General features: G+C 58.5%; 19 protein-coding genes. 3 read left to right on the forward strand and 16 right to left on the reverse strand.

Going from position 1 to position 25,579, the window contains the following annotated elements; translation table 11 throughout:
• Nucleotides 1-12: 12 nt before the first annotated feature.
• The 4 genes from BLQ41_RS07615 to rpsU form a co-directional block, all read right to left on the reverse strand.
• Nucleotides 13-3,759: a bifunctional diguanylate cyclase/phosphodiesterase gene (locus BLQ41_RS07615; RefSeq protein WP_090179070.1), complete on the reverse strand. Its 3,747-nt coding sequence runs from the start codon at nucleotides 3,757-3,759 to the stop codon at nucleotides 13-15.
• 123 nt (nucleotides 3,760-3,882) lie between these two features.
• A complete protein-coding gene (gene rpoD / locus BLQ41_RS07620) occupies nucleotides 3,883-5,730 on the reverse strand; it encodes an RNA polymerase sigma factor RpoD (RefSeq protein WP_090179072.1) in 1,848 nt (615 codons plus the stop codon).
• Nucleotides 5,731-5,797: 67 nt separating this feature from the next.
• Entirely contained in the window at nucleotides 5,798-7,777 is a 1,980-nt protein-coding gene (dnaG, locus tag BLQ41_RS07625) for a DNA primase (RefSeq protein WP_090179075.1), read from the reverse strand.
• A gap of 481 nt (nucleotides 7,778-8,258) precedes the next feature.
• Nucleotides 8,259-8,474, reverse strand: a complete 216-nt coding sequence (gene rpsU / locus BLQ41_RS07630) for a 30S ribosomal protein S21 (protein WP_002551877.1) — start codon at nucleotides 8,472-8,474, stop codon at nucleotides 8,259-8,261.
• A 199-nt stretch (nucleotides 8,475-8,673) separates the two neighbouring features.
• Here rpsU and tsaD point away from each other — a divergent pair, with 199 nt between their 5' ends.
• A complete protein-coding gene (tsaD, locus tag BLQ41_RS07635; protein ID WP_090179078.1) occupies nucleotides 8,674-9,699 on the forward strand; it encodes a tRNA (adenosine(37)-N6)-threonylcarbamoyltransferase complex transferase subunit TsaD in 1,026 nt (341 codons plus the stop codon).
• A 23-nt stretch (nucleotides 9,700-9,722) separates the two neighbouring features.
• Here the strand turns inward: tsaD and plsY are convergent, their stop codons facing one another.
• Nucleotides 9,723-10,292, reverse strand: coding sequence for a glycerol-3-phosphate 1-O-acyltransferase PlsY (gene plsY / locus BLQ41_RS07640; RefSeq protein WP_090179081.1), 570 nt, complete (start codon nucleotides 10,290-10,292; stop codon nucleotides 9,723-9,725).
• 74 nt (nucleotides 10,293-10,366) lie between these two features.
• Here plsY and folB point away from each other — a divergent pair, with 74 nt between their 5' ends.
• Both folB and folK read left to right on the forward strand, forming a co-directional pair.
• Nucleotides 10,367-10,723: a dihydroneopterin aldolase gene (gene folB / locus BLQ41_RS07645; RefSeq protein ID WP_090179084.1), complete on the forward strand. Its 357-nt coding sequence runs from the start codon at nucleotides 10,367-10,369 to the stop codon at nucleotides 10,721-10,723.
• Nucleotides 10,714-11,241, forward strand: coding sequence for a 2-amino-4-hydroxy-6-hydroxymethyldihydropteridine diphosphokinase (folK, locus tag BLQ41_RS07650; protein ID WP_090179086.1), 528 nt, complete (start codon nucleotides 10,714-10,716; stop codon nucleotides 11,239-11,241). Before folB ends, folK begins: the two co-directional genes overlap by 10 nt.
• Nucleotides 11,242-11,315: 74 nt before the next feature.
• On the opposite strand, the gene BLQ41_RS07655 is transcribed toward folK, so the two are convergent.
• The 11 genes from BLQ41_RS07655 to BLQ41_RS07705 form a co-directional block, all read right to left on the reverse strand.
• Entirely contained in the window at nucleotides 11,316-12,545 is a 1,230-nt protein-coding gene (locus tag BLQ41_RS07655; RefSeq protein ID WP_090179089.1) for a multifunctional CCA addition/repair protein, read from the reverse strand.
• Nucleotides 12,546-12,608: 63 nt separating this feature from the next.
• Nucleotides 12,609-14,171, reverse strand: a complete 1,563-nt coding sequence (locus tag BLQ41_RS07660; protein ID WP_090179091.1) for a SpoVR family protein — start codon at nucleotides 14,169-14,171, stop codon at nucleotides 12,609-12,611.
• Nucleotides 14,168-15,439, reverse strand: coding sequence for a YeaH/YhbH family protein (locus BLQ41_RS07665; RefSeq protein ID WP_010467159.1), 1,272 nt, complete (start codon nucleotides 15,437-15,439; stop codon nucleotides 14,168-14,170). Before BLQ41_RS07665 ends, BLQ41_RS07660 begins: the two co-directional genes overlap by 4 nt.
• A gap of 204 nt (nucleotides 15,440-15,643) precedes the next feature.
• Nucleotides 15,644-17,566, reverse strand: a complete 1,923-nt coding sequence (locus tag BLQ41_RS07670; RefSeq protein WP_084318392.1) for a PrkA family serine protein kinase — start codon at nucleotides 17,564-17,566, stop codon at nucleotides 15,644-15,646.
• 296 nt (nucleotides 17,567-17,862) lie between these two features.
• Entirely contained in the window at nucleotides 17,863-18,192 is a 330-nt protein-coding gene (glpE, locus tag BLQ41_RS07675) for a thiosulfate sulfurtransferase GlpE (RefSeq protein ID WP_090179096.1), read from the reverse strand.
• Between the two features lie 33 nt (nucleotides 18,193-18,225).
• Complete coding sequence (locus BLQ41_RS07680; RefSeq protein ID WP_090179100.1) at nucleotides 18,226-19,110, reverse strand: symmetrical bis(5'-nucleosyl)-tetraphosphatase; 885 nt, start codon at nucleotides 19,108-19,110, stop codon at nucleotides 18,226-18,228.
• Entirely contained in the window at nucleotides 19,110-19,490 is a 381-nt protein-coding gene (gene apaG / locus BLQ41_RS07685) for a Co2+/Mg2+ efflux protein ApaG (protein WP_090179104.1), read from the reverse strand. Before apaG ends, BLQ41_RS07680 begins: the two co-directional genes overlap by 1 nt.
• Nucleotides 19,491-19,612: 122 nt before the next feature.
• Complete coding sequence (gene rsmA / locus BLQ41_RS07690) at nucleotides 19,613-20,431, reverse strand: 16S rRNA (adenine(1518)-N(6)/adenine(1519)-N(6))-dimethyltransferase RsmA (protein ID WP_090179108.1); 819 nt, start codon at nucleotides 20,429-20,431, stop codon at nucleotides 19,613-19,615.
• Nucleotides 20,428-21,417 carry a 4-hydroxythreonine-4-phosphate dehydrogenase PdxA gene (gene pdxA, locus BLQ41_RS07695; protein WP_090179111.1) on the reverse strand — a complete coding sequence of 330 codons (990 nt, stop codon included), beginning with the start codon at nucleotides 21,415-21,417 and terminating at the stop codon, nucleotides 20,428-20,430. Before pdxA ends, rsmA begins: the two co-directional genes overlap by 4 nt.
• Nucleotides 21,414-22,736: a peptidylprolyl isomerase SurA gene (gene surA / locus BLQ41_RS07700; protein WP_197678918.1), complete on the reverse strand. Its 1,323-nt coding sequence runs from the start codon at nucleotides 22,734-22,736 to the stop codon at nucleotides 21,414-21,416. Before surA ends, pdxA begins: the two co-directional genes overlap by 4 nt.
• Nucleotides 22,711-25,509, reverse strand: a complete 2,799-nt coding sequence (locus tag BLQ41_RS07705) for an LPS-assembly protein LptD (RefSeq protein ID WP_090179119.1) — start codon at nucleotides 25,507-25,509, stop codon at nucleotides 22,711-22,713. The genes surA and BLQ41_RS07705 overlap by 26 nt, the downstream gene beginning before the upstream one ends.
• Nucleotides 25,510-25,579: the final 70 nt, after the last annotated feature.

Genomic DNA, 25,579 nt, shown 5'->3' on the forward strand with positions numbered 1-25,579 from the left:
GTAGGCCGCGGATTATAGCGATGGTTTCTCGGCTGTGCTATCCGAAAAATCCGATACGGCTATACGAAGAAACGTCGCGGCGAATTCATCCGGGGGCAGAGGCAGGCTGACGATGTAGCCCTGGATCTGTTCACAGCCTTCTTCGGCAAGGAATTGCTGTTGCGCCAGGGTTTCGACGCCCTCCGCGATGACCGTGAATTGCATGCTGCGGCCCAAGGCAATAATCGCCCGAACAATCGCCGCATCGTGCGGATCGTCAGGCAGGCCGCGGACGAAGGACTGGTCGATCTTGAGAATGTCCAACGGCAGGCGCTTGAGGTAGCTCAGGGACGAGTAGCCCGTACCGAAGTCATCGATCGCCAATTGCACGCCCAGGTGTTTGAGTTGGTGCAGCACCGCCAGGGCTTCTTCGGCCTGGCTCATGATGAAGTTTTCGGTAATTTCCAGTTGCAGAAAACCAGGCGCCAGGCCGTGGTCATTGAGCAGTTGTTCGATTCGTCCAAGCAGGTTCGGCTGACGTAATTGAGCGCCGGCAAGGTTTACCGACAGTGGGCCGACGCTTTCATACACCTGGTTCCATTCGTACATCTGCCGGCAGGCGGTTTCCAGTACCCAGTCGCCGATTTGCAGAATCATGCCGTTTTCTTCCGCCAACGGAATGAAGTGTTCCGGTGGCACCGCACCGAAGGTCGGGTGGTGCCAGCGTATGAGCGCTTCGGCACCGACCAGTCGATGGTCATCGAGGCTGATTTTCGGTTGGTAGTAGAGAACCAGCTCATTGCGTTCCATGGCTCGCCGTAATTCATGTTCCAGCGCCACGCGTTCGCTGGCCTGGGCCGTGAGGTCGCGGGTGTAGCTTTCGACCCGGTTACGCCCCTTGGCCTTGGAGCGATACATGGCAGCATCGGCGTTCTTGACCAGTGTGGCGACATCACAGCCGTCCCTGGGGTACAGGCTGGTGCCGATGCTGGCGCTGATGAAGAACTCGTGTTCGCCGGCCTGGAAAGGGGCGGCGAAGCAATTAAGCAGCTTGGTCGCAATATTGTCTGCGTCGCTGGACTGCTGCAGGCCAGGCAGCAGGATGATGAATTCGTCACCGCCCAGGCGCGCAACGGTATCGATATCGCGCAGCTGCTCCTTGAGGCGCACGGCGATGCCTTTGAGCAGCAGGTCGCCGACCGGATGGCCAAGGCTGTCGTTGATGTGTTTGAAACGGTCCAGGTCGAGAAACAGCACTGCGCCCTGACCGCCATTTTCCTGTTGGGTGTTGAGTGCAGTCAGCAGCCGGCTCTCGAACAGCGTGCGGTTGGGCAGGCCGGTCAGCGGATCGTGGTGCGCCTGGTAGTCGAGTTTGGCTTGAGCGTGCTTGAGGCTGGAAATGTCGGCAAATACCGCCACGAAATGGGTGATGAACTTTTCGCGGTTGCGCACGGCGCTGATGGTCAGCCAGCTTGGGTAGAGCTCGCCATTTTTGCGGCGGTTGGAAATCTCGCCTTGCCAATGACCTTCGGCGGTCAACTGATGCCACATTGCTGCGTAGAACGCGCTGTCGTGCAGGCCGGAGGCAAGCAAGCGGGGGGTGTGGCCCAGTGCTTCGCTCTCGCTGTAGCCGGTAATCTCGGTAAAGGCGCGGTTGACCGCACTGATGTGCTGCTGGGTGTCGGTGATCAACACGCCTTCGGCAGTGCTCTCGAACACCGTGGCGGCCTGTTGCAGTTTCTCCTGCATCATGTGCCGCTCGGTGATGTCCCGCGCAATGGTCAGCATGCAGTCTTCATCGCCGATGGGCAGCGGACGGCTGGACACTTCGCAGAGACGGATCTGCCCGTCGCTGCGGCGGATGTGGCAGGTGAAGTCGCGGACGAAACCATCGCGATGCAGCAAGTCGAGCATCTGTTTGCGTTCGTTCAGATTGACCCAAATCCCCAGTTCCAGGGCTGAGCGGTCCACAGACATTGCGCTGTTGAAGCCGGTGATGCGGCTGAAGCCTTCGTTGACCTCCAGCAGCAACCCGTCGCTCTGCCGGGACAGTAACAAGCCGTCCGGGGAGGCGTGGAAGGCTTTGGCGAATTTTTCTTCGGAGGTTTGCAGTTGTTGCTGGGTTTCCTTGAGCTGGCTGATATCGCGCACCACGACGACCAGGGCAGGCGTCGTATCGAGGTCGAAAGGCTCGGCGGAAATCAGGCCGGTAAACACCTGGCCGTTGTTGCGGCGAAAGGGCATTTCCAGGTTGCGGATGCTGCCAGCCTGCAGGCGCTGCAACAAACCCGGGCCTACACCGGGTATGCCCCAGATATTCAGGTCAGTAGCGGTCTGGCCGATGACGTCTTCGGCCTTTAGGCCAATCTGCTCCTCGAACGCTTTGTTGACCTCCAGCAGGCAGCCGTCGGACAGCCGCGCAATCACCAGAATGTCCGGGCATTGCTGGAACACAGAGGCGAATTTCTGCTCGGAAAGGCGTAATGCCTCTTCAGTGCGCTTGGCATCGCTGATGTCGATCATCAACCCGCGCAGCACCGGTTCATGACCATGCTCGATCAGGCTGACGATATCGCGCACCCAAAGGCATCGGCCATCGGCCGTGATGACCCGGTAATCGAGGCTGTAATCGCGCCCGGCCAACACTTCGTGATCGCAGAATGTCTGGGCTCGGGTCAGGTCTGCCGGGTGAATGATGTTGCGCCAGAAGCCTGGAATCAACCAATGGGACAGGGGATACCCAAGCAGGGCTTCGGCGTGGGGCGACACGTAGCTGTAGGTGTAATCGCTCATCCGTGCTTCCCAGGCGATCGCCGAAAGGCTCTCTACCAGTCCACGGTAATGATATTCACTACTGCGCAGTTCTTGCTCCAGATCGACTCGACGAGCAATTTCCGAACTCAACCGGCGGTTAATACGTATGACAACCGCCAGCATGATTATCAAAAACAGCAGCCCAGGCAGGCCATAAACCAGTAAGTCCGACCAGAAGGTTCGATGATCCAGGACATTGCCGACCCAATGCTCCTGAATGGCATTGACTTCACTTGGGGTCATATCCGCCAGGACTTTATCGAGGATGCCAACCAGTAGCTTGTTGTCAGGGGGCACGGCCATTGCCAGCTGATAGCGATAGGGCGTTTCGCCGCTGACGTACAGGCCCTCGAGCTTGAGCTGACGCAGACTCCAGACGCTGGAGGCGAGATCTCCCACAACAGCGTCCACTTCATCGGTAGCCAGCGCCTGCAAGGCCGAGCTGACATTGGGCATCGCCACCAGATTCAGGTCGGGGTGGTGCGTGCGCAACAGCTCATGGGGCGCATAGTTTTCTACCACGGCGATCTTCAACCCGTACAAGTCTTCAAGTTTGCGCGGTTGCGGGCCTCCGACATGGGCGAGGATGACGATCGGAAAGTCCAGGTAGGGACGGGTAAACGACAGGTACGACTGGCGCTCCGGAGTCGACATGATGCCCGGAAGGATGTCGAGTTTGCCTTGTTTGGCCTGCTGCAAGACTTCGGTCCAGCTGATCGGCTCGATGGGTGTCAGCTTGATGGCCAACCGTTGACGGATAACGTTGATGTAGTCCGCTGCCAGGCCCTGGTAGCGACCTTGATCGTCGCGAAACTCAAACGGCGGCCAGGATGCATCGACACCCAGGCGCAAGTCCGGGTGAACCTTCAGCCAGCCACGTTCTTCGTCGGTGAGAGTCAGCGCGCCAGCCGTTGCGGTCCAGGTCATCAGCGACAGCAAAAAAAGCACGGACGGCAATATGGGCATAACCGGTCTCGTTATGGCTCGGGGGAATGTTTCGAGTGTAGACCGGCAATACGGCGGGGGAGAGTTGCGGGGGATTTAATCTGCATAAAGCAAAACCCCCGGCCTGGGCCGGGGGGTTTGTGATCACTCGTCGAGGAAGGAGCGCAAATGCTCGCTTCTCGTCGGGTGGCGCAGCTTGCGCAACGCCTTGGCTTCGATCTGACGAATCCGTTCACGGGTCACGTCGAACTGTTTACCAACCTCCTCGAGGGTGTGGTCGGTATTCATGTCGATACCGAAGCGCATGCGCAGTACCTTGGCTTCACGGGCAGTGAGGCCGGACAGCACTTCGCGAGTCGCTTCTTTAAGGCTCTCAACGGTGGCGACATCGATTGGCGACTGCATGGTCGAGTCTTCGATGAAGTCACCCAGATGGGAGTCTTCGTCATCACCGATCGGGGTTTCCATGGAGATCGGCTCTTTAGCGATCTTCAATACCTTGCGGATCTTGTCCTCAGGCATTTCCATGCGTTCGCCCAGCTCTTCCGGGGTCGGTTCGCGACCCATTTCCTGCAACATCTGCCGGGAAATACGGTTGAGCTTGTTGATCGTCTCGATCATGTGCACCGGAATACGGATGGTGCGGGCCTGGTCGGCGATCGAGCGAGTGATCGCCTGACGGATCCACCAGGTGGCATAAGTCGAGAATTTGTAGCCGCGGCGGTATTCGAACTTGTCTACCGCTTTCATCAAACCAATGTTGCCTTCCTGGATCAGATCGAGGAATTGCAAGCCACGGTTGGTGTACTTCTTGGCGATGGAGATCACCAGACGCAAGTTCGCTTCAACCATCTCTTTCTTCGCGCGGCGGGCCTTGGCCTCACCGATCGACATGCGACGGTTGATGTCCTTGATCTCTGCGATCGTCAAACCGGTTTCGGTTTCCAGCGCTTTCAGCTTCTGCTGGCAACGAATGATGTCCGGTTGCAGGCGACCAATGGCTTCAGCATATTTGCTTTTGCCTTTGGCCAACGCATCCGTCCAGCTTTCGTCGACTTCGTGGCCCGGGAACTGGCGCAGGAAGTCAGCACGCGGCATGCGGGCATCACGAACACAAAGCTGCATGATCGCGCGCTCTTGCTGACGCAGACGATCAAGGGCACTGCGAACACGCTCGACCAGGCCTTCGAATTGCTTCGGAACCAGTTTGATCGGCATGAACAGCTCAGCCAGAAGCACCAGCTCGGCAATTGCCAGCTTGTTGCCACGACCGTGCTTTTTCAGCGCCTTGCGGGTGATTTCCATCTGATCGGAGACAGCGCCAAAGCGCTGTGCTGCGATGACTGGATCCGGACCGCTTTCGGCTTCTTCTTCGTCATCCGTCGCGTCGGCTTCGTCGTCATCGGTGTCGTCGTCCGCTTTCACGGCTTTCGGATCGATTGGCGGCGGCACTTCTGCAGCAGGCGGCGCAATGCCGTCGTCCGGGTCGATATAACCGCTCAGGACGTCGGACAGGCGGCCACCTTCGGTGGTGACGCGAGTGTATTCGGAGAGAATATGGTCAACCGTGCCAGGGAAGTGCGCAATTGCGCCCATCACTTCGCGGATGCCTTCCTCAATACGCTTGGCGATTTCGATTTCGCCTTCACGTGTGAGGAGCTCTACCGTACCCATTTCACGCATGTACATGCGCACTGGGTCGGTGGTGCGACCAATGTCGGTCTCGACCGCTGCCAACGCTGCTGCTGCCTCTTCGGCCGCGGCTTCGTCGGTATCGGCGTCGGCCAGCATAAGGGAATCCTTATCTGGCGCAACCTCGAATACGTTGATCCCCATGTCATTGATCATGCGGATGATGTCTTCCACCTGTTCCGGATCTGAAATATCCTCCGGCAGGTGGTCGTTGACCTCCGCGTAAGTCAGGTAACCCTGCTCACGACCAAGTGTGATCAACTCTTTGATACGAGACTGCTGTTGCGCTTTTCCGGACATAACACCCTATCCACTGAAGGTCTTGGCGGGCAAAAAACAAGCCGAGGATTATACCTGAGCTATGACCTCACGCGCCAGTTGAGGTCGGGGTTGATACAGCCATATTGCGTTTTAATAGGTCGCGCATCTGATTTGCTATCTGATTTGCTTCCTCCGCGGTCAGTCCTGGCTGCCTTGCTTTTCTGATTAATGCTTCCAGGCTATCCGTGTGTTGAGAGGCCGATAGCCTAGTAATGGTGTCTAAAAACTGTTGTTCAAGGTTGTCGCCCGCAATCAGCCATTCCTTTTCCGCCAACGCCTTGAGCAAACGCCCCTGTTCGGTCCCGTGCCAGCGGGCCATTAACTGGATTGAGTTTAGCTTAGGATTTTTTTGCACTGCCTCGATCAGCGCGACTAGCAGCTGAGCGTAGGTATTGCTTTCGTTGGCGAAGTGGTTGGCGGTTTCGACCTTGCCAGCCAGGTCTGGATGATGGATCAGGGTGCGCAGCGCAATCAGGGTCGGGGCTTCCACTGCAATCGGCGTGCGTGGGGCGCCCGGTTGATCGCGATCGCCGCCGCGCTTGCCATTTTTGTCCCATGGCTTCTTGTCCCACTTCTTGCCGCCGGCGCCGGGTTTTTTCGGTGTCCATTCCTGCTGCGGCACATACATCTCTTGTGCCTGCGGCTGATGGTAGTCGCTGTAATCCGGCATGGCGTCGTAATCGACGCCCGGGTCGTAGGTCGGCGGTGCATCCTGAGGCGCGCTTTGCACCAGTTGGCTCACGGCTTCACCGCTGAGCCCGGTAATCTCGGTCAGGCGCTGACGCATGAGGATGCGCAGGTTCGCGCCCGGGACTTTGTCGATAAGCGGCGCGGCGAGGGTGGCCATATGGGCCTTGCCTTCGAGCGAGCGCGGATCGGATTCTTCCGTCAGCTGCTGAAAGAAATAATCCGCCAATGGCTGGGCGTGCTGGTTGATTCGCGCGCGGAAAGCGTCAGTGCCTTCGGAGCGGACCAGTGTGTCCGGGTCTTCGCCTTCAGGCAGGAACAGAAAGCGTGCGCGCCGTCCGTCTTGCAGGCACGGCAGCGTAGCCTCCAGTGCTCGCCATGCGGCGTTGCGGCCAGCCTGGTCGCCATCGAAGCAGAACAGTACGTTGGGCACGACACGAAACAGTCGTTTCATGTGTTCTTCGCTGGTGGCGGTGCCCAAGGTCGCGACAGCGTTGCGCAGGCCTTGCTGGGCGAGGGCGATGACGTCCATATAGCCTTCGACGACAATGATTTCGTCGAGGTTGCGATTGTTTTTTCGCGCTTCATACAGGCCGTAGAGCTCCTGGCCTTTATGGAATACCGGGGTTTCCGGTGAGTTCAGATATTTCGGCTTATCGTCGCCCAGAACCCGGCCGCCGAAAGCGATGATGCGCCCGCGGCTGTCACGGATAGGGAACATCACGCGATCGCGGAAGCGGTCATAGCGTTTGCCGGTTTCGGCGTTCTCGATCAGCAGGCCGGCATCGACCATGGCTTTCTGTTGCAGGGTGTCGCTGCTCAGATGCTTGAACAGATTGTCCCAGCCGGGCGGGGCGAAGCCGAGGCCGAAGTCCCGGGCGATTTCGCCGGTCAATCCGCGACCTTTCAGGTAGTCCACGGCGGCTTTGCGCGATGGATGGCTTTTCAGCGCCTGACGGTAAAAGTCGGCAGCTGCGGTGAGCAGCGGATACAGCGGCGAATCGGTCGGCTGGCGCGGTTTGTGCGGCCGGCCGCTTTCTTCGCGGGGTATTTCCATGCCGGCGGCTTTGGCCAGTTCTTCGACAGCCTGGACGAAATCCAGGTTGTCGTGGTCCATCATGAAGCCGAGGGCGTTGCCGCCAGCGCCGCAGCCGAAGCAATAGTAGAACTGCTTGTCGGGGCTTACGCTGAAGGACGGGGTTTTCTCTTTGTGAAACGGGCAGCAGGCGGTGTAGTTCTTGCCGGCCTTTTTCATTTGCAGGCGAGAGCTGACCACATCGACGATGTCGGTGCGGTTCAGAAGGTCGTCAATGAAGCTCTGGGGAATTAGCCCGGCCATGGCGTTCTCGTCATCTGCGCTGAAATGGACCTGAAACGAAGGGCGGCCGAACGCGGGTCGTTGTTTGAGGCGCGCAAAATGTGCGGCTCGACCGGTGTCGTCTGCTTAATCGCTGTCGGGAAGTGTATCTGCCGAAAATCCACTGACGTTAGTACCAATCAGTATTCGACTATGTGAAAGTATTGCGCTTAACTCCGCTGCGGCCAGTCGATAGCCTCGGATAGCTCATAAGCGGGCACGCAAGAAGGTGCCTTGGGCTGATCGTCGTGAGAGGAATCAGTGGGTGTGCTCGTCAGTAGCCTTGGAAGGCTCGTCAGAAAAGACGTGCACCGCTGGCAAAAGAGCCAGGTCTGACGCTGTGAAGCGGTTTGTCTCGGTCGCGTCTGCGGCTTTGACGGTGAAGCATCAAGCGTACTCCGCAAATGCCATTAGCCCGGCTGAGGGCCGGGCTTGGCAGAAGCTTGCTACGAACGTCTGTGTATTAGTACAGACGAACGGCGCGGCGCTGTTCGCGCTGTACTTTCTTGGCGTGACGCTTAACAGCGGCTGCTGCTTTACGTTTACGCTCAGAAGTAGGCTTCTCGTAGAATTCGCGGCTACGAACTTCAGCCAGTACACCGGCTTTTTCGCAGGAGCGCTTGAAACGACGCAGAGCTACGTCGAAGGGTTCGTTCTCTTTTACTTTGACGGCTGGCATCCAGAGCTACCTTCATTCATTACCGGGGTCAACATCCTCGTGGCAAAAGAGCACTTGAAGACGTCGGTTTTTAAGGGTTGCGGATGTTAACCCCTCATCGCTCGGAATGCAAAGCCTCTGATCGAAAACCGCTAGTCGGGGCATCACGCGGCGACTATTATGCGCGCCTTCGAATTCAGCCTAAACAAGGCGTAAACCCATGCTAGTACTGGGATTAGAAACCTCTTGCGACGAAACCGGTGTCGCACTTTACGACAGTGAACGCGGCCTGTTGGCCGATGCGCTGTTCAGCCAGATCGACCTGCACCGCGCCTATGGCGGTGTGGTGCCGGAGCTGGCCTCGCGCGACCACGTCAAGCGCATGCTGCCCTTGATCCGTCAGGTGTTGGCCGAGGCCGACTGTGTGCCGACCGAGATCGACGCCATCGCTTATACCGCGGGTCCCGGCCTGGTCGGCGCATTGCTGGTGGGGGCGTCCTGTGCCCAGGCACTGGCCTTTGCCTGGGGCATTCCGGCTCTCGGCGTACACCACATGGAAGGCCATTTGTTGGCGCCGATGCTGGAGCCGCAACCGCCCGAATTCCCGTTCGTCGCTTTGTTGGTGTCGGGTGGTCATACACAGCTTGTTCAGGTCGATGGTATCGGCCACTACACGTTGTTGGGCGAGACCCTCGACGACGCCGCCGGTGAAGCATTCGACAAGACTGCGAAGATGATGGGGCTCAATTATCCGGGTGGTCCGGAGATCGCCAAGCTGGCACAGCAGGGCGTTGCCGGACGTTTCACTTTTCCGCGTCCGATGTGCGACCGTCCGGGCTTGGCGTTCAGCTTCAGCGGCTTGAAAACCTTTGCCCTGAACACTTGGCAGCAGAGCGTCAGCGCCGGGGACGACAGCGAGCAAGCCCGTTGCGACATCTCGCTGGCGTTCCAGGAGGCCGTGGTGGAGACTTTGACCATCAAGTGCAAGCGAGCCCTGAAACAGGCGGGCATGAAGCGTCTGGTGATCGCTGGGGGCGTTAGCGCCAACAAGGCACTGCGTGCGTCCCTGGAGAAAATGCTCGGCGACATGAAGGGCGATGTGTTTTATGCCCGTCCGGAATTCTGCACCGACAATGGCGCAATGATTGCGTTTGCCGGTTGCCAGCGCCTACAGGCCGGTCAGCACGAAAGCTTGGCAATCAGTGTGCAGGCGCGTTGGCCGATGGAGCAGTTGTCGGCGCTGTGATGAGCGGCACTCGCGTGCCGGATTCAAAAATGCCGTTCGCGCCCGGCAAACAGGTCGCGTAGATTGCCGCGATGGCGCCATACAATCAGCCCTGTAAGTGCGCTCATGGGCAACAGGGCTGCGGGTTCCTGCCAGGCCAGCAGCGGCAGGGTCAGTGGCGTTGCGATCAACGCGGCCAATGAGCTGGTGCGGGTCAGGTAGAACGTCAGCATCCAGGCACAGACCGCCAGCAGGGCCGCGGGCGGGTAGAGTCCCAGCAACATGCCGGCCGCGGTGGCGACACCCTTGCCACCGCGAAAGCGGAAGTACAGTGGAAACAGGTGGCCGATGACGGCGCAGATGCCGATCCAGGCCTGCTCCTGCAGCGAAAGCCCGGCAAGACCTGCGATCAGCACCGGCAAAAGGCCTTTGAACAGGTCGCCGAGTAAAGTCAGGACGGCGAGTTTTTTGCCGGCCAGGCGCAACATATTGGTGGCGCCGGCATTGCCCGAGCCACTCATTCGCGGATCGGGGTTACCGGTCAGGCGGCTGAGCAAAATGGCGAAGGACAGCGAGCCGAGCAGGTAGGCGAGGGTCGCCAATAACCAAAACATGCTAACTATTCCGGGCGAGGACGCCCTGATTCTAACGGCGCATTGCGCCCTTGTCGTGCAGCGGAGAAAAGTGCTTGGACAGAGTGTTTATCGAGGGCCTGGAAGTCGACACCGTGATTGGTGCCTATGACTGGGAACGAGGCATCCGACAGTGCTTGCGACTTGATCTGAGTTTCGCCTGGGACAATCGCCCGGCCGCCGCCGGTGATGACCTGACCCTGGCACTCGATTACGCGAGCGTTTCGTCGCGCATCCAGGCCTTTGCCGAGCAGGCACAGTTCCAGTTGGTCGAAACCTTCGCCGAACGTCTGGTGGAAGTGTTGATGAGCGAATTCAAGATCACCTGGATGCGCCTCAGACTGACCAAGCCAGGCGCTGTCCCGGCGGCCACCGGTGGTGTGGGCGTGGAGATCGAGCGCGGATGTCGCTGACTCAGGTGTACCTAGGGCTCGGTAGCAATATCGAGCGCGAAACCCATTTGCAGGCAGGCCTGGAAGCCTTGTCGGCTTTTTTGGTGGATATACGCTGCTCGGCGGTGTTCGAAAGCCAGCCGGTGGGGATCAAGAGCGGACCGTTTTTCAATTTCGTCGTCTCGGCTTACACCGATCTACCGTTGATGGAGCTGGATCGCCGCTTGAAGTTCATCGAGGCGGATAACGGTCGTTATGCCCCTGATCGCAAGGGTTTGCCGCTGGACATCGACGTGCTGCTGTTCGGCGATCTTGTAGGCAATTTCGATGGGCTGACCTTGCCGCGGGCAGAGATTCTGAAAAACGCCTTTGTGCTGTGGCCGTTGTCGCTGATTGCGCCGGATCGCGTCCATCCAGGCGTAGGTAAAAGCTTTGCGGCGTTGTGGCGCGAAGCGCAGATTGATCAGGTGCTGGCGCCGGTGGCGTTCGAGTGGCGCGGCCAACAGTTGACCCCTGCGAATCTACTGGGATCTGACTGACGCAATCGCGGGCAAGCCCGCTCCCACAGGGATTTACATCGAGTCTGTGGGGCGCGGGCTTGCTCGCGATGCTTTCAGGCGGACGCCGCCTCTTTGTAGGCTTTCAGCGTCTTGAGCCGTTCACGTTTGATCGCCTCTCCCAGCTCCGGCCCTTTAAATCCCTTCTCAAGCAACGGCTGAACCGCCACGCTGCGGGCGGCAATCGCTGCGCCGCGCAAGTAATCCGCCTGTGGATAACTTCGCTGCTCCAGCCCTTTGCGCCCACGCGCATCCATTTCGCACGCCGCAATAAACTCTTCAAATCGCTGGGGGCGACGGTAAACGTCAAAACTCTGCAACAACTCCAGCAAGGTCGAAGGCTTCAGCTCCAGAGCGCGATGGCCATGGGTGTGATATTGGCCCACCAGCAATGCCAGTTCCTGACAATCCTTGGGTGCCTTGAAGCGTTCATTGACCGCTTTGATCAGCTTCAGGCCTGTGTGTTCGTGGGCAATGTGACGAGGCCATTCTTCTTCGGGCGTCAATCCTTTGCCCAGATCATGCAGCAGGCACGCCCAGCGCACGGTCAGCGGTTGTTTGTGCAGCGCCGCTTGTTCAAGCACGCTCAGGGTGTGCACGCCGGTATCGATTTCCGGGTGATGGGCTTCGGGCTGCGGCACGCCGAACAGGGCGTCGACTTCCGGCATCAGTACCTTGAGCGCGCCACATTCACGCAGCACCTCGATAAATACCTGAGGCTGGTCTTCCATCAATGCTCGGGAGATTTCTTTCCAGCTGCGTTCGGCGGTCAAGGCTTGCAGTTCGCCGGACTGGCTAAGTTGGCGCATCAGCTCCAGGGTTTCAGGTGCGACGGTAAATCCCATGCCGCAATAGCGAGCGGCGAAGCGGGCAACGCGCAAGACCCTGAGTGGATCTTCTGCGAACGCGGGAGAAACGTGGCGAAGTATGCGCGCCTCGAGATCACGCTGGCCGTGGTAGGGGTCAGTCAGATTCTGTTGATCGTCTTCGGCCATGGCGTTGATTGTCAGGTCGCGACGGATCAGGTCCTCTTCGAGGGTGACTTCGGGGCTGGCGTGAAAGGTGAAACCGCCATAACCGCGACCGCTTTTGCGTTCGGTGCGGGCGAGGGCGTATTCCTCACCGCTTTTGGGGTGAAGAAAGACCGGGAAATCCGCGCCTACCGGGCGATAGCCCTTGGCGAGCATTTCTTCAGTGGTGGCGCCGACCACGACCCAGTCGATATCGGTGACAGGCTTGCCCAGCAGGCGATCGCGTACTGCACCGCCGACTTTATAAATCCGCATAAAAAACCTCCGTTAGCTCGACAGAATAACCGTTGCATCGAGCTTCCGGAGGCACAAAGACGCTTAAAGGTGAATGACCGCCAAGTCCAGCCGGCCGTAATCGCCCTCGCCGTGCTCGCTTCTGGGGGGAACATGATGGGTTTTCATCACCTGATCCCCTTGCAGGGTTTCCAGGTGAATATCAAAACCCCATAGCCGATGGAGATGCTTGAGCACTTCCTCGGTGGACTCGCCCAGCGGTTTGCGGTCGTGTTGCTGGTGGCGCAGGGTCAGCGAGCGATCACCACGCCGGTCGATGCTGTAGATCTGTACGTTGGGCTCGCGGTTACCAAGGTTATACTGTGCGGCCAGGGTTTCGCGGATGATGCGATAGCCACCCTCATCGTGAATGGCCGGAACCAGCAAGTCGTCCTTTTGATCGTCATCGAGAATGCTGAACAGTTTCAGGTCACGAATCACCTTCGGTGACAGGTATTGCAGGATAAAGCTCTCGTCCTTGAAGCTGCTCATCGCGAACTTGATGCTCGATAGCCAGTCGGTGCCCGCTATTTCCGGGAACCAGCGGTAGTCCTCCTCGGTAGGGTTTTCACACATGCGGCGGATGTCCCGGTACATGGCGAAGCCCAGGGTGTAGGGGTTGATGCCGTTGTAGTAGGGGCTGTCGAAGCCGGGTTGATAGACCACACTGGTGTGGGAAGTCAGAAACTCCATCATGAAGCCGTCAGTCACCAGTCCTTCGTCATACAGGTCGTTCATCAGGGTGTAGTGCCAGAACGTAGCCCAGCCCTCGTTCATCACCTGGGTCTGGCGTTGTGGGTAGAAATATTGGGCAATCTTGCGCACGATCCGCACGATCTCCCGCTGCCAGGGCTCAAGCAACGGCGCGTGTTTTTCGATGAAGTACAGGATGTTTTCCTGAGGTTCGGCAGGGAAGCGTGCATTGTCCTTGTCACTGTACTTGTCCGCGCCTTTAGGAATGGTGCGCCACAGATCGTTGATCTGCTTCTGCAAATGCTCTTCCCGATCTTTCTGGCGACGACGTTCCTCTTCCGCCGAAATCGGATATGGACGTTTATAGCGGTCGACCCCGTAGTTCATCAGCGCATGGCAGGAATCGAGGAGATCCTCCACCGCGTCGATGCCGTGGCGTTCTTCGCACTGCATGATGTACTGCTTGGCGAAGACCAGGTAATCGATGATCGAACTGGCATCGGTCCAGGTGCGGAACAGGTAATTGCCTTTGAAAAAGCTGTTGTGCCCGTAGCAGGCGTGGGCGACGACCAGTGCCTGCATGCAGATGGTGTTTTCTTCCATCAAATAGGCGATGCACGGGTCGGAGTTGATCACGATCTCATAGGCCAGTCCCATCTGCCCGCGGCTGTAGGATTTCTCGGTGCTGAGAAAGTGCTTGCCGTAGGACCAATGGTGATAACCCAGCGGCATACCGACGGAGGCGTAGGCGTCCATCATTTGCTCGGCGGTAATCACCTCAATCTGGTTGGGGTAGGTATCGAGTGCGTAGCGAGCCGCCAGGCGACTGATTTCCTTGTCGTAGGCCTGGATCAGCTCGAACGTCCATTCGGAGCCGGTGGAAATGGGTTGGCGCTTCTGCTCTTTGGCGGTCATGTCACTAACCTGCGCTGGAAGAGTTCACGAAAGACCGGATAGATATCCCCGGCCGAGACCAGTTGCTGTTGGGCAAAAGTGTCAGAGAAGGCTTCGGCGATGCGCTCGTACTCGAACCACAACGCCTGGTGTTCGCGCGGAGTAATCTCAACGTAAGTGTAGTACTGCACGAACGGCATGATCTGGTTGATCAGGATGTCGCGGCAGATCGGCGAGTCGTCGTTCCAGTTATCGCCGTCGGATGCTTGAGCGGCATAGATGTTCCACTCATTGCTCGGATAGCGTTCGGCCATGATCTCCTGCATCAGTTTCAGGGCGCTGGAGACGATGGTGCCGCCGGTTTCCCGGGAGTAGAAGAACTCTTCCTCATCCACTTCGCGGGCGCTGGTGTGGTGGCGGATGAACACGACGTCGATCTTGTCGTAGTTACGCTTGAGAAACAGGTACAGCAGGATGAAGAAGCGCTTGGCGATGTCCTTGGTCGCCTGAGTCATGGAGCCAGACACGTCCATCAGGCAGAACATCACGGCCTTGGAGCTCGGGTTCGGCTGCTTGATCAGCAGGTTGTACTTGAGGTCAAAGGTGTCGAGAAACGGTACGCGATGGATACGTGCACTGAGTTTTTCGATTTCCGCTTCGATTTCCTGAATATCGCCAAAGTTGTCCGGTTCATCGCGTTTGAGCCGCAACAGTTCCTCTTTGGCTTCGCGCAATTTCGCCCGGCTGCTGCCAGACAGGGCAATACGCCGGGCATGGGCCGAACGCAGGGTGCGGATGATGTTGATGCGCGACGGGTTACCCTCGTTGCTGATACCCGCGCGTACGGTCTTGAAGGTGTCGGTGCCGGTCAGGTTGCGCTTGACCAGATTCGGCAGCTCAAGGTCCTCGAACATGAACTCGAGGAATTCCTCCTGGGTGATCTGGAAGACAAACTCGTCCATCCCTTCGCCCGAGTTGCCGGCCTTGCCGGGGCCTCTGCCGCCGCCTCCTCCGGGTGGACGGGCAATGTGCTCGCCGCTGGTGAACTCTTTGTTGCCGGGGTGCACGACGGTCTGCTTGCCACCACGGCCATGGTGAAGCACCGGCTCGTCGATATCACGTCCGGGAATGCTGATTTGCTCGCCGTGCTCCATATCGGTAATGGAACGCCGGCTGACGGCCTCTTCGACAGCCTTTTTGATGTGATCACGGTAACGCCGCAGAAACCGCTGGCGGTTCACCGTGCTCTTGTTCTTGCCATTGAGACGTCGGTCGATCACATAGCTCATGACTGCTCCTTAGAAGCTGTCCTGAAAGGGGCGAGCGGTGATGCAGCATCGGACCGAGAGCCAAGGGATACTGAACGCTCCCCCAAACGCTTTGGATGCTGCCTGAACTCGCTACCGACTTTCGAACACCTTCCAGAGGCCTGTGTAACAGAAAAAGCGCACACAGGTCTCTGGCTGACGACAACCGGTCTGACCGGCAGCGGGTTACTGTGATTTTCTGACCCGCAAGTACCACTCGGACAGCAGCCGTACCTGTTTGTCGGTGTAACCCCGCTCGACCATCCGTGTGACGAAGTCGTTGTGCTTCTGCTGGTCCTCTTTGCTGGCCTTGGCATTGAAGCTGATGACCGGCAGGAGGTCCTCGGTGTTGGAGAACATTTTCTTCTCGATGACCACCCGCAGTTTTTCGTAGCTGAGCCAGGTCGGGTTCTTGCCATTGTTGTTGGCCCGCGCGCGCAATACGAAGTTGACGATTTCGTTGCGGAAATCCTTCGGATTGCTGATGCCAGCCGGTTTTTCGATTTTCTCCAGCTCTTCGTTCAGGGCGACACGGTTGAGAATCTCGCCGGTCTCCGGATCGCGGTATTCCTGATCCTGAATCCAGAAGTCGGCGTACAGCACGTAGCGATCGAAGATGTTCTGACCGTACTCGCTGTAAGACTCGAGGTAGGCGGTCTGGATCTCCTTGCCGATGAATTCGATATAACGCGGTGCCAGGTATTCCTTGAGGAAGCGCAGATACCGTTCGCGAGTCTCGGCCTGGAATTGTTCCTGTTCGATCTGTTGTTCCAGCACATAGAGCAAATGCACCGGGTTTGCGGCGATTTCGTGCGGGTCAAAGTTGAACACCTTGGACAGGATCTTGAACGCGAACCGGGTCGACAGACCGTTCATGCCCTCGTCTACACCGGCGTTGTCGCGGTATTCCTGGATCGACTTGGCTTTCGGATCGGTGTCTTTGAGGTTCTCGCCGTCATATACCCGCATCTTGGAGTAGATGTTGGAGTTTTCCGGCTCCTTGAGGCGCGAGAGCACGGTGAACTGGGCGAGCATTTTCAGGGTGTCGGGCGCGCAATGAGCCTTGGCCAGGGAGCTGTTGAACAGCAGCTTGTCGTAGATCTTCACTTCATCGCTGACCCGCAGGCAGTACGGTACTTTGACGATGTAGATCCGGTCTATGAAGGCTTCGTTGTTCTTGTTGTTACGGAAGGTGTGCCATTCTGATTCGTTGGAGTGCGCGAGCAGGATCCCGGTGAACGGAATTGCCCCGAGGCCTTCGGTACTGTTGTAGTTGCCTTCCTGAGTGGCGGTCAGCAATGGGTGCAGCACCTTGATCGGCGCCTTGAACATTTCGACGAATTCCATCAGGCCCTGGTTGGCCCGGCACAGCGCGCCCGAGTAGCTGTAAGCGTCGGCGTCGTTCTGTGGGTATTCCTCCAGTTTGCGGATGTCGACCTTGCCCACCAGTGCCGAGATGTCCTGGTTGTTTTCGTCTCCCGGCTCGGTTTTGGCCACCGCGATCTGATTGAGGATCGACGGATAGAGCTTCACCACGCGGAACTGGCTGATGTCACCGCCGAATTCGGCCAGGCGCTTGGTCGCCCATGGCGACATGATGGTGTTGAGGTAGCGCCGTGGAATGCCGAAATCTTCCTCGAGGATCGCGCCATCTTCGGTGGCGTTGAACAGACCCAGAGGCGACTCGAATACCGGCGAGCCCTTGATCGCGTAGAAGGGCACTTTCTCGATCAGCTGTTTCAGCTTCTCGGCCAGGGACGATTTACCGCCACCGACGGGGCCGAGGAGATAGAGGATTTGTTTCTTCTCTTCCAGTCCCTGAGCCGCATGGCGGAAATACGACACGATCTGGTCAATGCATTCTTCCATCCCGTGGAAGTCTTCAAAGGCCGGATAGCGGCGGATTACCTTGTTGGAGAAGATTCGCGACAGTCTCGAGTTGGTCGAGGTGTCGAGCAGCTCCGGTTCTCCGATGGCCAGCAATAGACGCTCGGCGGCGGAGGCGTAGGCGCTGCGGTCCTGTTTGCACAGTTCAAGATACTCTTGCAGCGTGAGTTCTTCCTGGCGTGTGGACTCGAATCGTTGTTGGAAGTGGCTAAAGATACTCATGACGTCACCTCGCTCGATACGTGGAGCCGACGCCGGATCATTCAGTCGATGCTGGCAGCAACCGGATATGCAGTCGCTGTTTACCCCCCAGAACTCTTTCGGAGCTTACTATCCCGAAAGCTACTCCCGATGACCCGCGCGCCGGTGTACCGGCTCTCCCCTGTTTTGGATGGCCTGCGCTTAAGGATAGTTGGGAATTCGTGAGGTAAAGGCAAGATGCGTAATTAGTTGTGGCAGACCGTTCGTCTGCCACCGCGCTAACCCACGGGGGCCGGGGCTCGCGCGTTACAAAAAAATTATTCGGAAGTGCCTTGCGCCGTTTCCGAAGGATAAGTCGTACGCCACAGTTCAAAACCGCCATCCATGCTGTAGACGTCGGAGAAGCCCTGACTGATCAGGTAAGCGGCGGCGCCTTGGCTGGAGTTACCGTGGTAGCAAACCACTACAGTTGGTGCATCCAGATCGGCAGCCTGAATAAAGGCGTGCAGAGAATGATTGTCCAGATGCTTCGAGCCTGCGATATGCAACGCGGCATAGGTTTGCGGGTCACGGACATCGACCACCACTGCGCCTTGTTCGCGCAGGGCTTGGGCCTGTTCCGGGGGAATACGTTTGAATTCGCTCATGGCGGGCTCCTGTGGCTCGGCTGAAAGCGCAGTCTAGCGCTGTGCGCTGGCTGGCGTTTGTTCGCTGGTTCGTGGGGCGACTGGTGGCTCGGCGGCATGGCCATGCTCGTCGCATTTGCAGGACAGGCGTTCCCCGCTGTCGACATCCATCAGGGTCAGGGCCCCGCCCCAGACGCAACCTGTGTCGAGGGCTGAGACGCCCGGTTCGTTGCACTGGCCCTCAAGCGCGGCCCAGTGCCCGAAAATGATTTTCACGCCCTTGGTCTTGCGTTCCTTGTGCTGGAACCAGGGTTTGTAACCCGGGGGCGCAGTGTCCACGCCTTCCTTGGTCTTGAGGTCCAGCTTGCCTTCGGCGGTACAGAAACGCATGCGGGTGAAATAGTTGGTGATCACCCGAAGGCGCGTGACACCTTTGAGGTCGCTGTCCCATTTCGCCGGATCATTGCCGTACATACCCTCGAGGTAGGGTGGCAGCAGATTATCGTCGCGCAGGGCCGTCTCGACCTCGGCGGCGCACTTGAGGGCTTTGCGCAGCGACCATTGCGGTGGAATACCGGCATGCACCAGCACGACGTTACGTTGCTCGTCGTAGTGCATGAGCTTTTGCTGACGCAGCCATTCCAACAGTTCGGCGCAATCGGGGGCTTCAATAATCTCGCGAAGGGTGTCGGATTTCTTCAGGCGTTCGATATTTTTCCCGGCGGCCAACAAGTGCAGGTCATGGTTGCCGAGCACACACACCAGCGATTCGCGGATGCTATAGAGGAAGCGCAAGGTGGCCAGCGACTGCGGACCACGGTTGACCAGATCTCCCACCAGCCACAGACGATCTTTTGTCGGGTCGAAGGCTACTTTTTTGAGCAGGCATTGCAGGGCTTCAAGGCAGCCTTGCAAATCGCCGACCGCATACGTCGCCATCAGTGCAAGGCTCCGGGCACCGCCAGCCGGAAGGGCGCAATGACAGCATCGAAATGCTTACCGTCATCGGCAAGCATCTGGTAGGTGCCTTGCATCGTACCGACCTTGGTGGTCATCACGGTGCCACTGCTGTAGGTGTGTACTTCACCGGACTGGATCAAGGGTTGCAAGCCCACGACGCCGGCACCGCGAACCTCCTCCACATGTCCGTCACCGTCGGTAATCACCCAGTGCCGTGACAACAGTTTGGCCGGTAGCTCGCCATTGTTGTGCACGGTGATGGTGTAAGCGAAGGCAAAGCGGTTGTGTTCGGGTTGCGATTGTTCCGCCAGATAGCGGGTGACGACGCTGACGTCGACCTGATAACGAGGATCGGACATGCAAGAGGCCTTAAATCAAAGCGGGACGCGGGGCTTAGCTGATACAAATCAGTCTAGGCCAAGTACCGGGTAGTAAACCAGACATCGCGTCTGGCGTCCCACCCGATAACGTTCATCGCCTGTCAGTCGGCGGCAGGCGCCAGCAGGACTTGTTCGCTGAGCTTGTCGGCCAGGCGCACGAAGGCGGCGAGGTCGAGCTGCTCCGGGCGCAGGCTGCCGTCGACACCGGCGGCGGTGATCTCGTCGTTGCTCAGCAGCAGCTTGAGGGTGTTGCGCAGGGTCTTGCGGCGCTGGTTGAAGGCTTCGCGCACCACACGCTCCAGCAGTTTGTGATCCTTGGCCGGGTGCGGCAGCACGGTGTGAGGCACAAGGCGCACGATGGCCGAATCGACTTTCGGTGGCGGGTTGAACGCACCGGGGCCGACGTTGAACAGGTGTTCGACCCGGCAGTGGTACTGAACCATGATCGACAGGCGACCCCAGTCACCGCCGCCAGGTCCCGCCGCCATGCGTTCGACCACTTCCTTTTGCAGCATGAAGTGCATGTCGCGAATCAGGCTGGCGTTATGCAACAGGTGAAAAATCAGTGGCGTCGAGATGTTGTATGGCAGGTTGCCGACGACCCGAAGGCTGCCCGGCGCCGCATTCAGGCTGTTGAAGTCGAACTTCAGTGCATCACCTTGGTGCAGGTTGAAATTGCTCTTGCCGGCGAACTGCTGGTTCAGGATCGGGATCAGGTCCTTGTCCAGCTCGACTACGTCCAGTTGCGCGCCGCTCCCCAGCAGGCCTTGGGTCAATGCACCCTGGCCCGGGCCGATTTCCAGCAGGCGGTCTTCCGGTTTGGCGTGGATGGATCGCAGGATACGGTCGATAACGCCGGCATCGTGCAGGAAGTTCTGGCCGAAACGCTTGCGCGCCCGGTGTTGGTAATGCTCGGTCATAAACGGGTCTCGGCCATCTGGTAGGCGGTTTCCAGGGCGACTTGCAGGCTGCCGGTATCGATTTTACCGCTGCCGGCCAAGTCCAGGGCGGTGCCGTGGTCGACTGACGTGCGGATGATCGGCAGGCCGAGGGTCACGTTGACTGCCGCGCCGAAACCTTTGTATTTCAGTACGGGCAGGCCCTGGTCGTGGTACATCGCCAGCACCGCGTCGCAGTGCTCCAGATATTTGGGGGTAAACAGAGTGTCGGCGGGCAGGGGGCCGCGAAGGTCCATGCCCTCACCGCGCAGGCGCTCTAATGTAGGTTCGATGATATCGATTTCTTCGTGGCCCAGGTGTCCGCCTTCACCGGCATGCGGGTTGAGTCCGCAGACCAGGATGCGTGGCTGGGCGATGCCGAATTTTTCTTGCAGGTCGCTGTGCAGGATCCGCGTGACCCGTTCCAGGCGCTCCGGCGTGATCGCATCGGCAATCTCGCGAAGGGGCAGGTGAGTGGTGACCAGCGCAACACGCAAGCCGCGCGTGGCGAGCATCATCACCACTTGTGCAGTATGGGTCAGGTCAGCAAGAAACTCGGTGTGCCCGGAAAAGGCTATCCCGGATTCATTGATCACACCCTTGTGCACGGGGGCGGTAATCATCCCTGCGAAATGCCCATCGAGGCAGCCTTGGCCCGCACGGGTCAGGGTTTCCAGGACGAATGCGGCATTGGCCTTGTCCAGTTGCCCGGCGGTGACCGGTGCACTGAGCGGGGTATCCCAGACATACAGGCTATTGGCGGGCGCCGGAGCGTCTGGCCAGCTGTCCGGCGTGACCGGGAGCAAGTCGACAACCACGCCCAGCTGCGCGGCCCGCTCAAGGAGCAGGTCGCGGCTGGTTATGGCAATCAGGGGGTGCGGCTGGGCTTGCGCGGCGAGCAGCAGGCACAGGTCGGGACCTATGCCGGCCGGTTCGCCGGGTGTCAGCGCGAAACGCTTGGGTTTCACTGCGCTGCCTGGTCTGCACCAGGGAGTTTGATTTCTACGTACGCTTCGTCACGGATCTGACGCAGCCAGGTTTGCAGCTCTTCGTCGTATTTGCGGTTACGCAGTACGGTCATTGCCTGTTGCTCGCGAGCCTGGGCGGTGCTGTCGGTGGCGCGACGGCCAAGGACTTCCAGAACGTGCCAGCCGTATTGGGTCTGGAACGGCTTGGACAGCTGACCTTGCGGGGTCTTGGCCATTACTTCGCGGAACTCGGGTACCAGCGCGTTCGGGTCGACCCAGTTCAGGTCGCCGCCATTGAGGGCTGAACCCGGATCTTCCGAGAAGCTTTTTGCCAATTCGCCGAAGTCTTCGCCGGCTTCGATACGGGCGTAGAGCGATTGGACCAGTGCCTTGGTTTTTGCTTCGTCGCGGATCGGACTCGGTTTGACCAGGATATGACGCACGTGCACTTCATCGCGTGTCTGGGTTGCACCGCCACGCTTGTCGAGGATCTTCAGGATGATGAAGCCGCCCGGTGTGCGCATGGGTTGGGTGATATCACCGACTGCCATGGTGCTCAGCATGCGATCGAATGGCGGTGGCAACTGAGCCGCTTTACGCCAGCCCATGTCGCCGCCTTCCAGTGCGGTTTCGCTGCCGGATTTGGCAATGGCCAACTGACCGAAGTCAGCGCCTTGCTTGAGCTGCTGGTAGACCGCGTCCGCTTGTTTGGCCGCATTCTGAATCGCATCGGAGTTGGCGCTTTCCGGTGTAGGAATCAGGATGTTCGCCAGACGAAACTCTTCGGACAGCTGCATCTTGCCGAGGTCGGAGGCGAGGAAGTTCTTCACTTCCTGCTCGGACACCTGGATACGTTCGGCTACACGACGCTGGCGCACACGGCTGATGATCATTTCGCGGCGAATCTGTTCACGGGCGTCGTCGTAAGACAGACCGTCGTGAGTCAGGGCTGCGCGAAACTGATCAATCGACATGTTATTGCGCTGGGCAATGGTGCCGACGGCCTGGTTCAGCTCTTCATCGGTAATGCGGATGCCGGAACGTTCGCCGATCTGCAACTGCAGGTTTTCGACGATCAGGCGCTCAAGCACCTGCTGCTCCAGCACGCTGGCTGGCGGCGCGGCGGAGCCACGCTTGGCAATGGTTGCCTGAACTTCGTGGACACGCTGGTCCAGTTGGCTCTGCATGACCACGTCGTTATCGACAATGGCCACCACTTTATCGATGGACTGCACTGCGGCGTTGGCCGCAGTACCCAGGAACATCGCGCCCAGCAATAGCGGGCGCAGACAATCAGAAAGCTTGCTCTTCACGTTCACGATAACCTTGGATGCCTTTGTCGAGGAAGCTCTCTACTTTAGCGCCGGTGAGGCCGCCGAGACCTTTCAGAACGATTTGTAGGAAGACGCCGTGGTCGCCTTTTTCGTTTTGCGGGGCTTGTTGACTGAACTCGTCATACGAAACCCAGTAACGGTTGATCAGGCGCAGTTTCCAGCAGCAGTTGTCGTACTCGAAACCACCAAAGGCTTCCAGGGTACGGTTGCGGTTGTAGTCATACTGCCAGCGGCTGATGGCGTTCCATTGCGGCACGATCGGCCACATCACCGAGAAGTCGTGCTGTTCAATCTTGTAGTAGTCCTTCACATAGCCAGGCTGGCCAGGGGTGCCGTAGTCACCGCCACCCACGGACCACTTACCGGTGTTCTGGTCATAACGAACCTGGTCGTTACGATAGCGATAGCCGGCGTTGATGATCTTGTTCGGGTTGTCTTCAGGCTGGTAGTGGAACATCGCGCTGCCCGAGCGAGGGCTGCGGCTGTCCGGGTCCCAGTTGTAATCGGCGGTGGTGCGCCAATCGCGGTTCCAGCGGTATTCGTATTCCAGTGCATACGGCGACACATTGGAATGCGCGTCTTCGCGGGTTTTTGGGTCGATACCCGGCAGCTGGACTTCGCGGTCCTTGAAGTACATGGCCTGGCCTACGCTGATCCGTTGACGCTCGAAACCGTTGTCTTCGATCCAGCGGTTGGTGATGCCCAGGGACAGCTTGTTCTCGTCGCCTACACGGTCGGAGCCCGAGAATCGGTTGTCACGGAACAGCGACGCGTAGTTGAACGTGTATTCGCCGGTGTCGAAAACAGGAATGTTTTCCTGATCCTTCTCCGGTACATAGAGGTAGTACAGGCGCGGCTCGAGGGTCTGGCGATAGTTTTTACCGAACCATTGAGTGTTGCGATCGAAGTACAGGCCGCTGTCGATGCTGGCGATGGGTACGCCACGGCTTTGGTTGGTGCCGAAGGTACCGTTGAGTTGGTCTTGTTCTGCGGTCTGTGCAGCAATCTGGGATTTGCCGATGCTGTCCAGGTCCAGTTGGTACTGCGTGTACTGGTACTTCAGGGACGGCTTCAGGAAACCATAGCTGGCATTCATTGGATAGCTGACAACCGGGGCGACGTTCAGACGATCACCGTTAGCACGTGCCAAGCCTTGAACGTTAGTATCCAGACGTGGACTTACATTGCCGTCTTCATCGGTAAAGGTGCCGTTTTTCAGGTCACGATCAAACCGCACCACTTCGGTTTCGTAAGCGAAATTCAGTCCGCCCGGATGCTCCTGCAACGCACCGTTGAAGGTGATCTGCGGCAGGCGATCGTACGGCGTGATGTTGGAAACGGTCGCCAGCTGGTAAGCCTGGGCGTTGATGCGGGCGGTGTAACTATCTCCACGATAGGTGACCGAGCCCTGCTGGTTTACGTAGTCAGCGCTTTTCACGCCAATCTGGTCAGTCTGCAGATCCTGGAAGTAGTACGGATCGCTGATCTTGGTGTAATCGACCTGCGTGAGCACCCGCGAATCCAGGCCGCCCTTGTGCTGCCAGTTATACATGTAGCGGTTTTTCTGGTAGTCGGTCTGCTTGCTACGATCGGTGTCTTCGTCATTGAGGTACGCACCACCAAACTGACCTTCGCTCGACTTGGTCAGATAGCGGAACTCGCCTTCCATCAACAGGCCGTGCTTGCTCATGTAGCGCGGGTACAACGTGGCGTCGTAGTTCGGTGCCAGGTTGAAGTAATACGGTGTGACCAGCATGAAGCCGGTATCGCTGCCCGTGCCGATGGTCGGCGGCAGGAAGCCGGACTGGCGACGGTCGTCGATCGGGAAATAGATGTAAGGCGTGTACAGGACTGGAATGTCCTTGACCCGCAATGTCACGTTGGTTGCGGTACCGAAACCGGTCGCCGGGTTCAAGGTGATGTTGTTGCCCTTGAGCTGCCAGGAGTTGCTATTCGGTTCGCACGTGGTGTACGTACCGTCCTTGAGGCGGATGATCGCGTTTTCGGCCCGTTTGGCGTACAGCGCGTTACCGCGGATACGCGATTTATGCATCACGTATTCGGCGTTATCGACCTTGGCTTCACCGGTGTCGAGCTGCACGTCGGCATGGTCGCCGACAAGCAGGGCGCCGTTGTCGCGAATGCGGACGTTGCCGCTCAGTTCGCCACGGCTCTCGGCCTGGTAGAGGTTCGCTTCGTCGGCTTCGACCTGCATGCTGCCTTGGCGCATGACGACGTCACCGGCGAGTGTGCCGACCTGATCTTCGGTGTTATAGCGCGAAGCCTTGGCGCCGATAAAGGTCGGTGCGTCACTTTTATTCGTCTTGTCATTCATGCCAGGACGAATCGGTTCGATATAGGAACCAGAGCAGTAAGGACCTGCCTCAGCTAATTGCGCAGCCGTGAGGTTCTCGCGCGGAACCCAGTCGAGGTGACTGTAGTCTGCACTACGCGACTTCAGGCCGCGGCCTTTGGCCTCGGTAACCAATGCAGGCTTGGCGCCAGTGTCTTCACTGGTGCCGCCTTCGGTCGAGGCTTCGCCCGTGGCGGAAACTGCGCTGCCCTCATGGACGGGGCGCGGAGGCAAGGCCGCCGCTGGCGATTTTGGCGCACAGGCCCAGGCACCCGAAGCAGAGACTGAGCAGTCATACTGTTCCGCGGCGACCACGAATGAAGTGGCTAGGGGTTGCAGGGCCAGCAGACTGCCGGTAACCAACAACGGAAATTTTTTACGAAACGCGGGGGATTTCAATGCCATCTTATTAGTCCGGGCTTCCTGCGTGCCATCTGCCCGCGGTGTGGGCCGCACGCCTCTCGATGGTCTGAAA

The sequence above is a fragment of the Pseudomonas arsenicoxydans genome (assembly GCF_900103875.1).
Lineage (GTDB): Bacteria > Pseudomonadota > Gammaproteobacteria > Pseudomonadales > Pseudomonadaceae > Aquipseudomonas > Aquipseudomonas arsenicoxydans.

Coding starts and splice junctions, on each gene's coding strand:
- rsmA (WP_090179108.1), bottom strand. CDS start 20,431: ATGACCGAGCATTACCAACACCGGGCGCGCAAGCGTTTCGGCCAGAAC.
- BLQ41_RS07665 (WP_010467159.1), bottom strand. CDS start 15,439: ATGAGCTATGTGATCGACCGACGTCTCAATGGCAAGAACAAGAGCACG.
- plsY (WP_090179081.1), bottom strand. CDS start 10,292: ATGTTTTGGTTATTGGCGACCCTCGCCTACCTGCTCGGCTCGCTGTCC.
- dnaG (WP_090179075.1), bottom strand. CDS start 7,777: ATGGCCGGGCTAATTCCCCAGAGCTTCATTGACGACCTTCTGAACCGC.
- rpsU (WP_002551877.1), bottom strand. CDS start 8,474: ATGCCAGCCGTCAAAGTAAAAGAGAACGAACCCTTCGACGTAGCTCTG.
- BLQ41_RS07680 (WP_090179100.1), bottom strand. CDS start 19,110: ATGGCGACGTATGCGGTCGGCGATTTGCAAGGCTGCCTTGAAGCCCTG.
- BLQ41_RS07670 (WP_084318392.1), bottom strand. CDS start 17,566: ATGAGTATCTTTAGCCACTTCCAACAACGATTCGAGTCCACACGCCAG.
- BLQ41_RS07660 (WP_090179091.1), bottom strand. CDS start 14,171: ATGACCGCCAAAGAGCAGAAGCGCCAACCCATTTCCACCGGCTCCGAA.
- BLQ41_RS07615 (WP_090179070.1), bottom strand. CDS start 3,759: ATGCCCATATTGCCGTCCGTGCTTTTTTTGCTGTCGCTGATGACCTGG.
- folK (WP_090179086.1), top strand. CDS start 10,714: ATGTCGCTGACTCAGGTGTACCTAGGGCTCGGTAGCAATATCGAGCGC.
- BLQ41_RS07705 (WP_090179119.1), bottom strand. CDS start 25,509: ATGGCATTGAAATCCCCCGCGTTTCGTAAAAAATTTCCGTTGTTGGTT.
- tsaD (WP_090179078.1), top strand. CDS start 8,674: ATGCTAGTACTGGGATTAGAAACCTCTTGCGACGAAACCGGTGTCGCA.
- glpE (WP_090179096.1), bottom strand. CDS start 18,192: ATGAGCGAATTCAAACGTATTCCCCCGGAACAGGCCCAAGCCCTGCGC.
- BLQ41_RS07655 (WP_090179089.1), bottom strand. CDS start 12,545: ATGCGGATTTATAAAGTCGGCGGTGCAGTACGCGATCGCCTGCTGGGC.
- apaG (WP_090179104.1), bottom strand. CDS start 19,490: ATGTCCGATCCTCGTTATCAGGTCGACGTCAGCGTCGTCACCCGCTAT.
- rpoD (WP_090179072.1), bottom strand. CDS start 5,730: ATGTCCGGAAAAGCGCAACAGCAGTCTCGTATCAAAGAGTTGATCACA.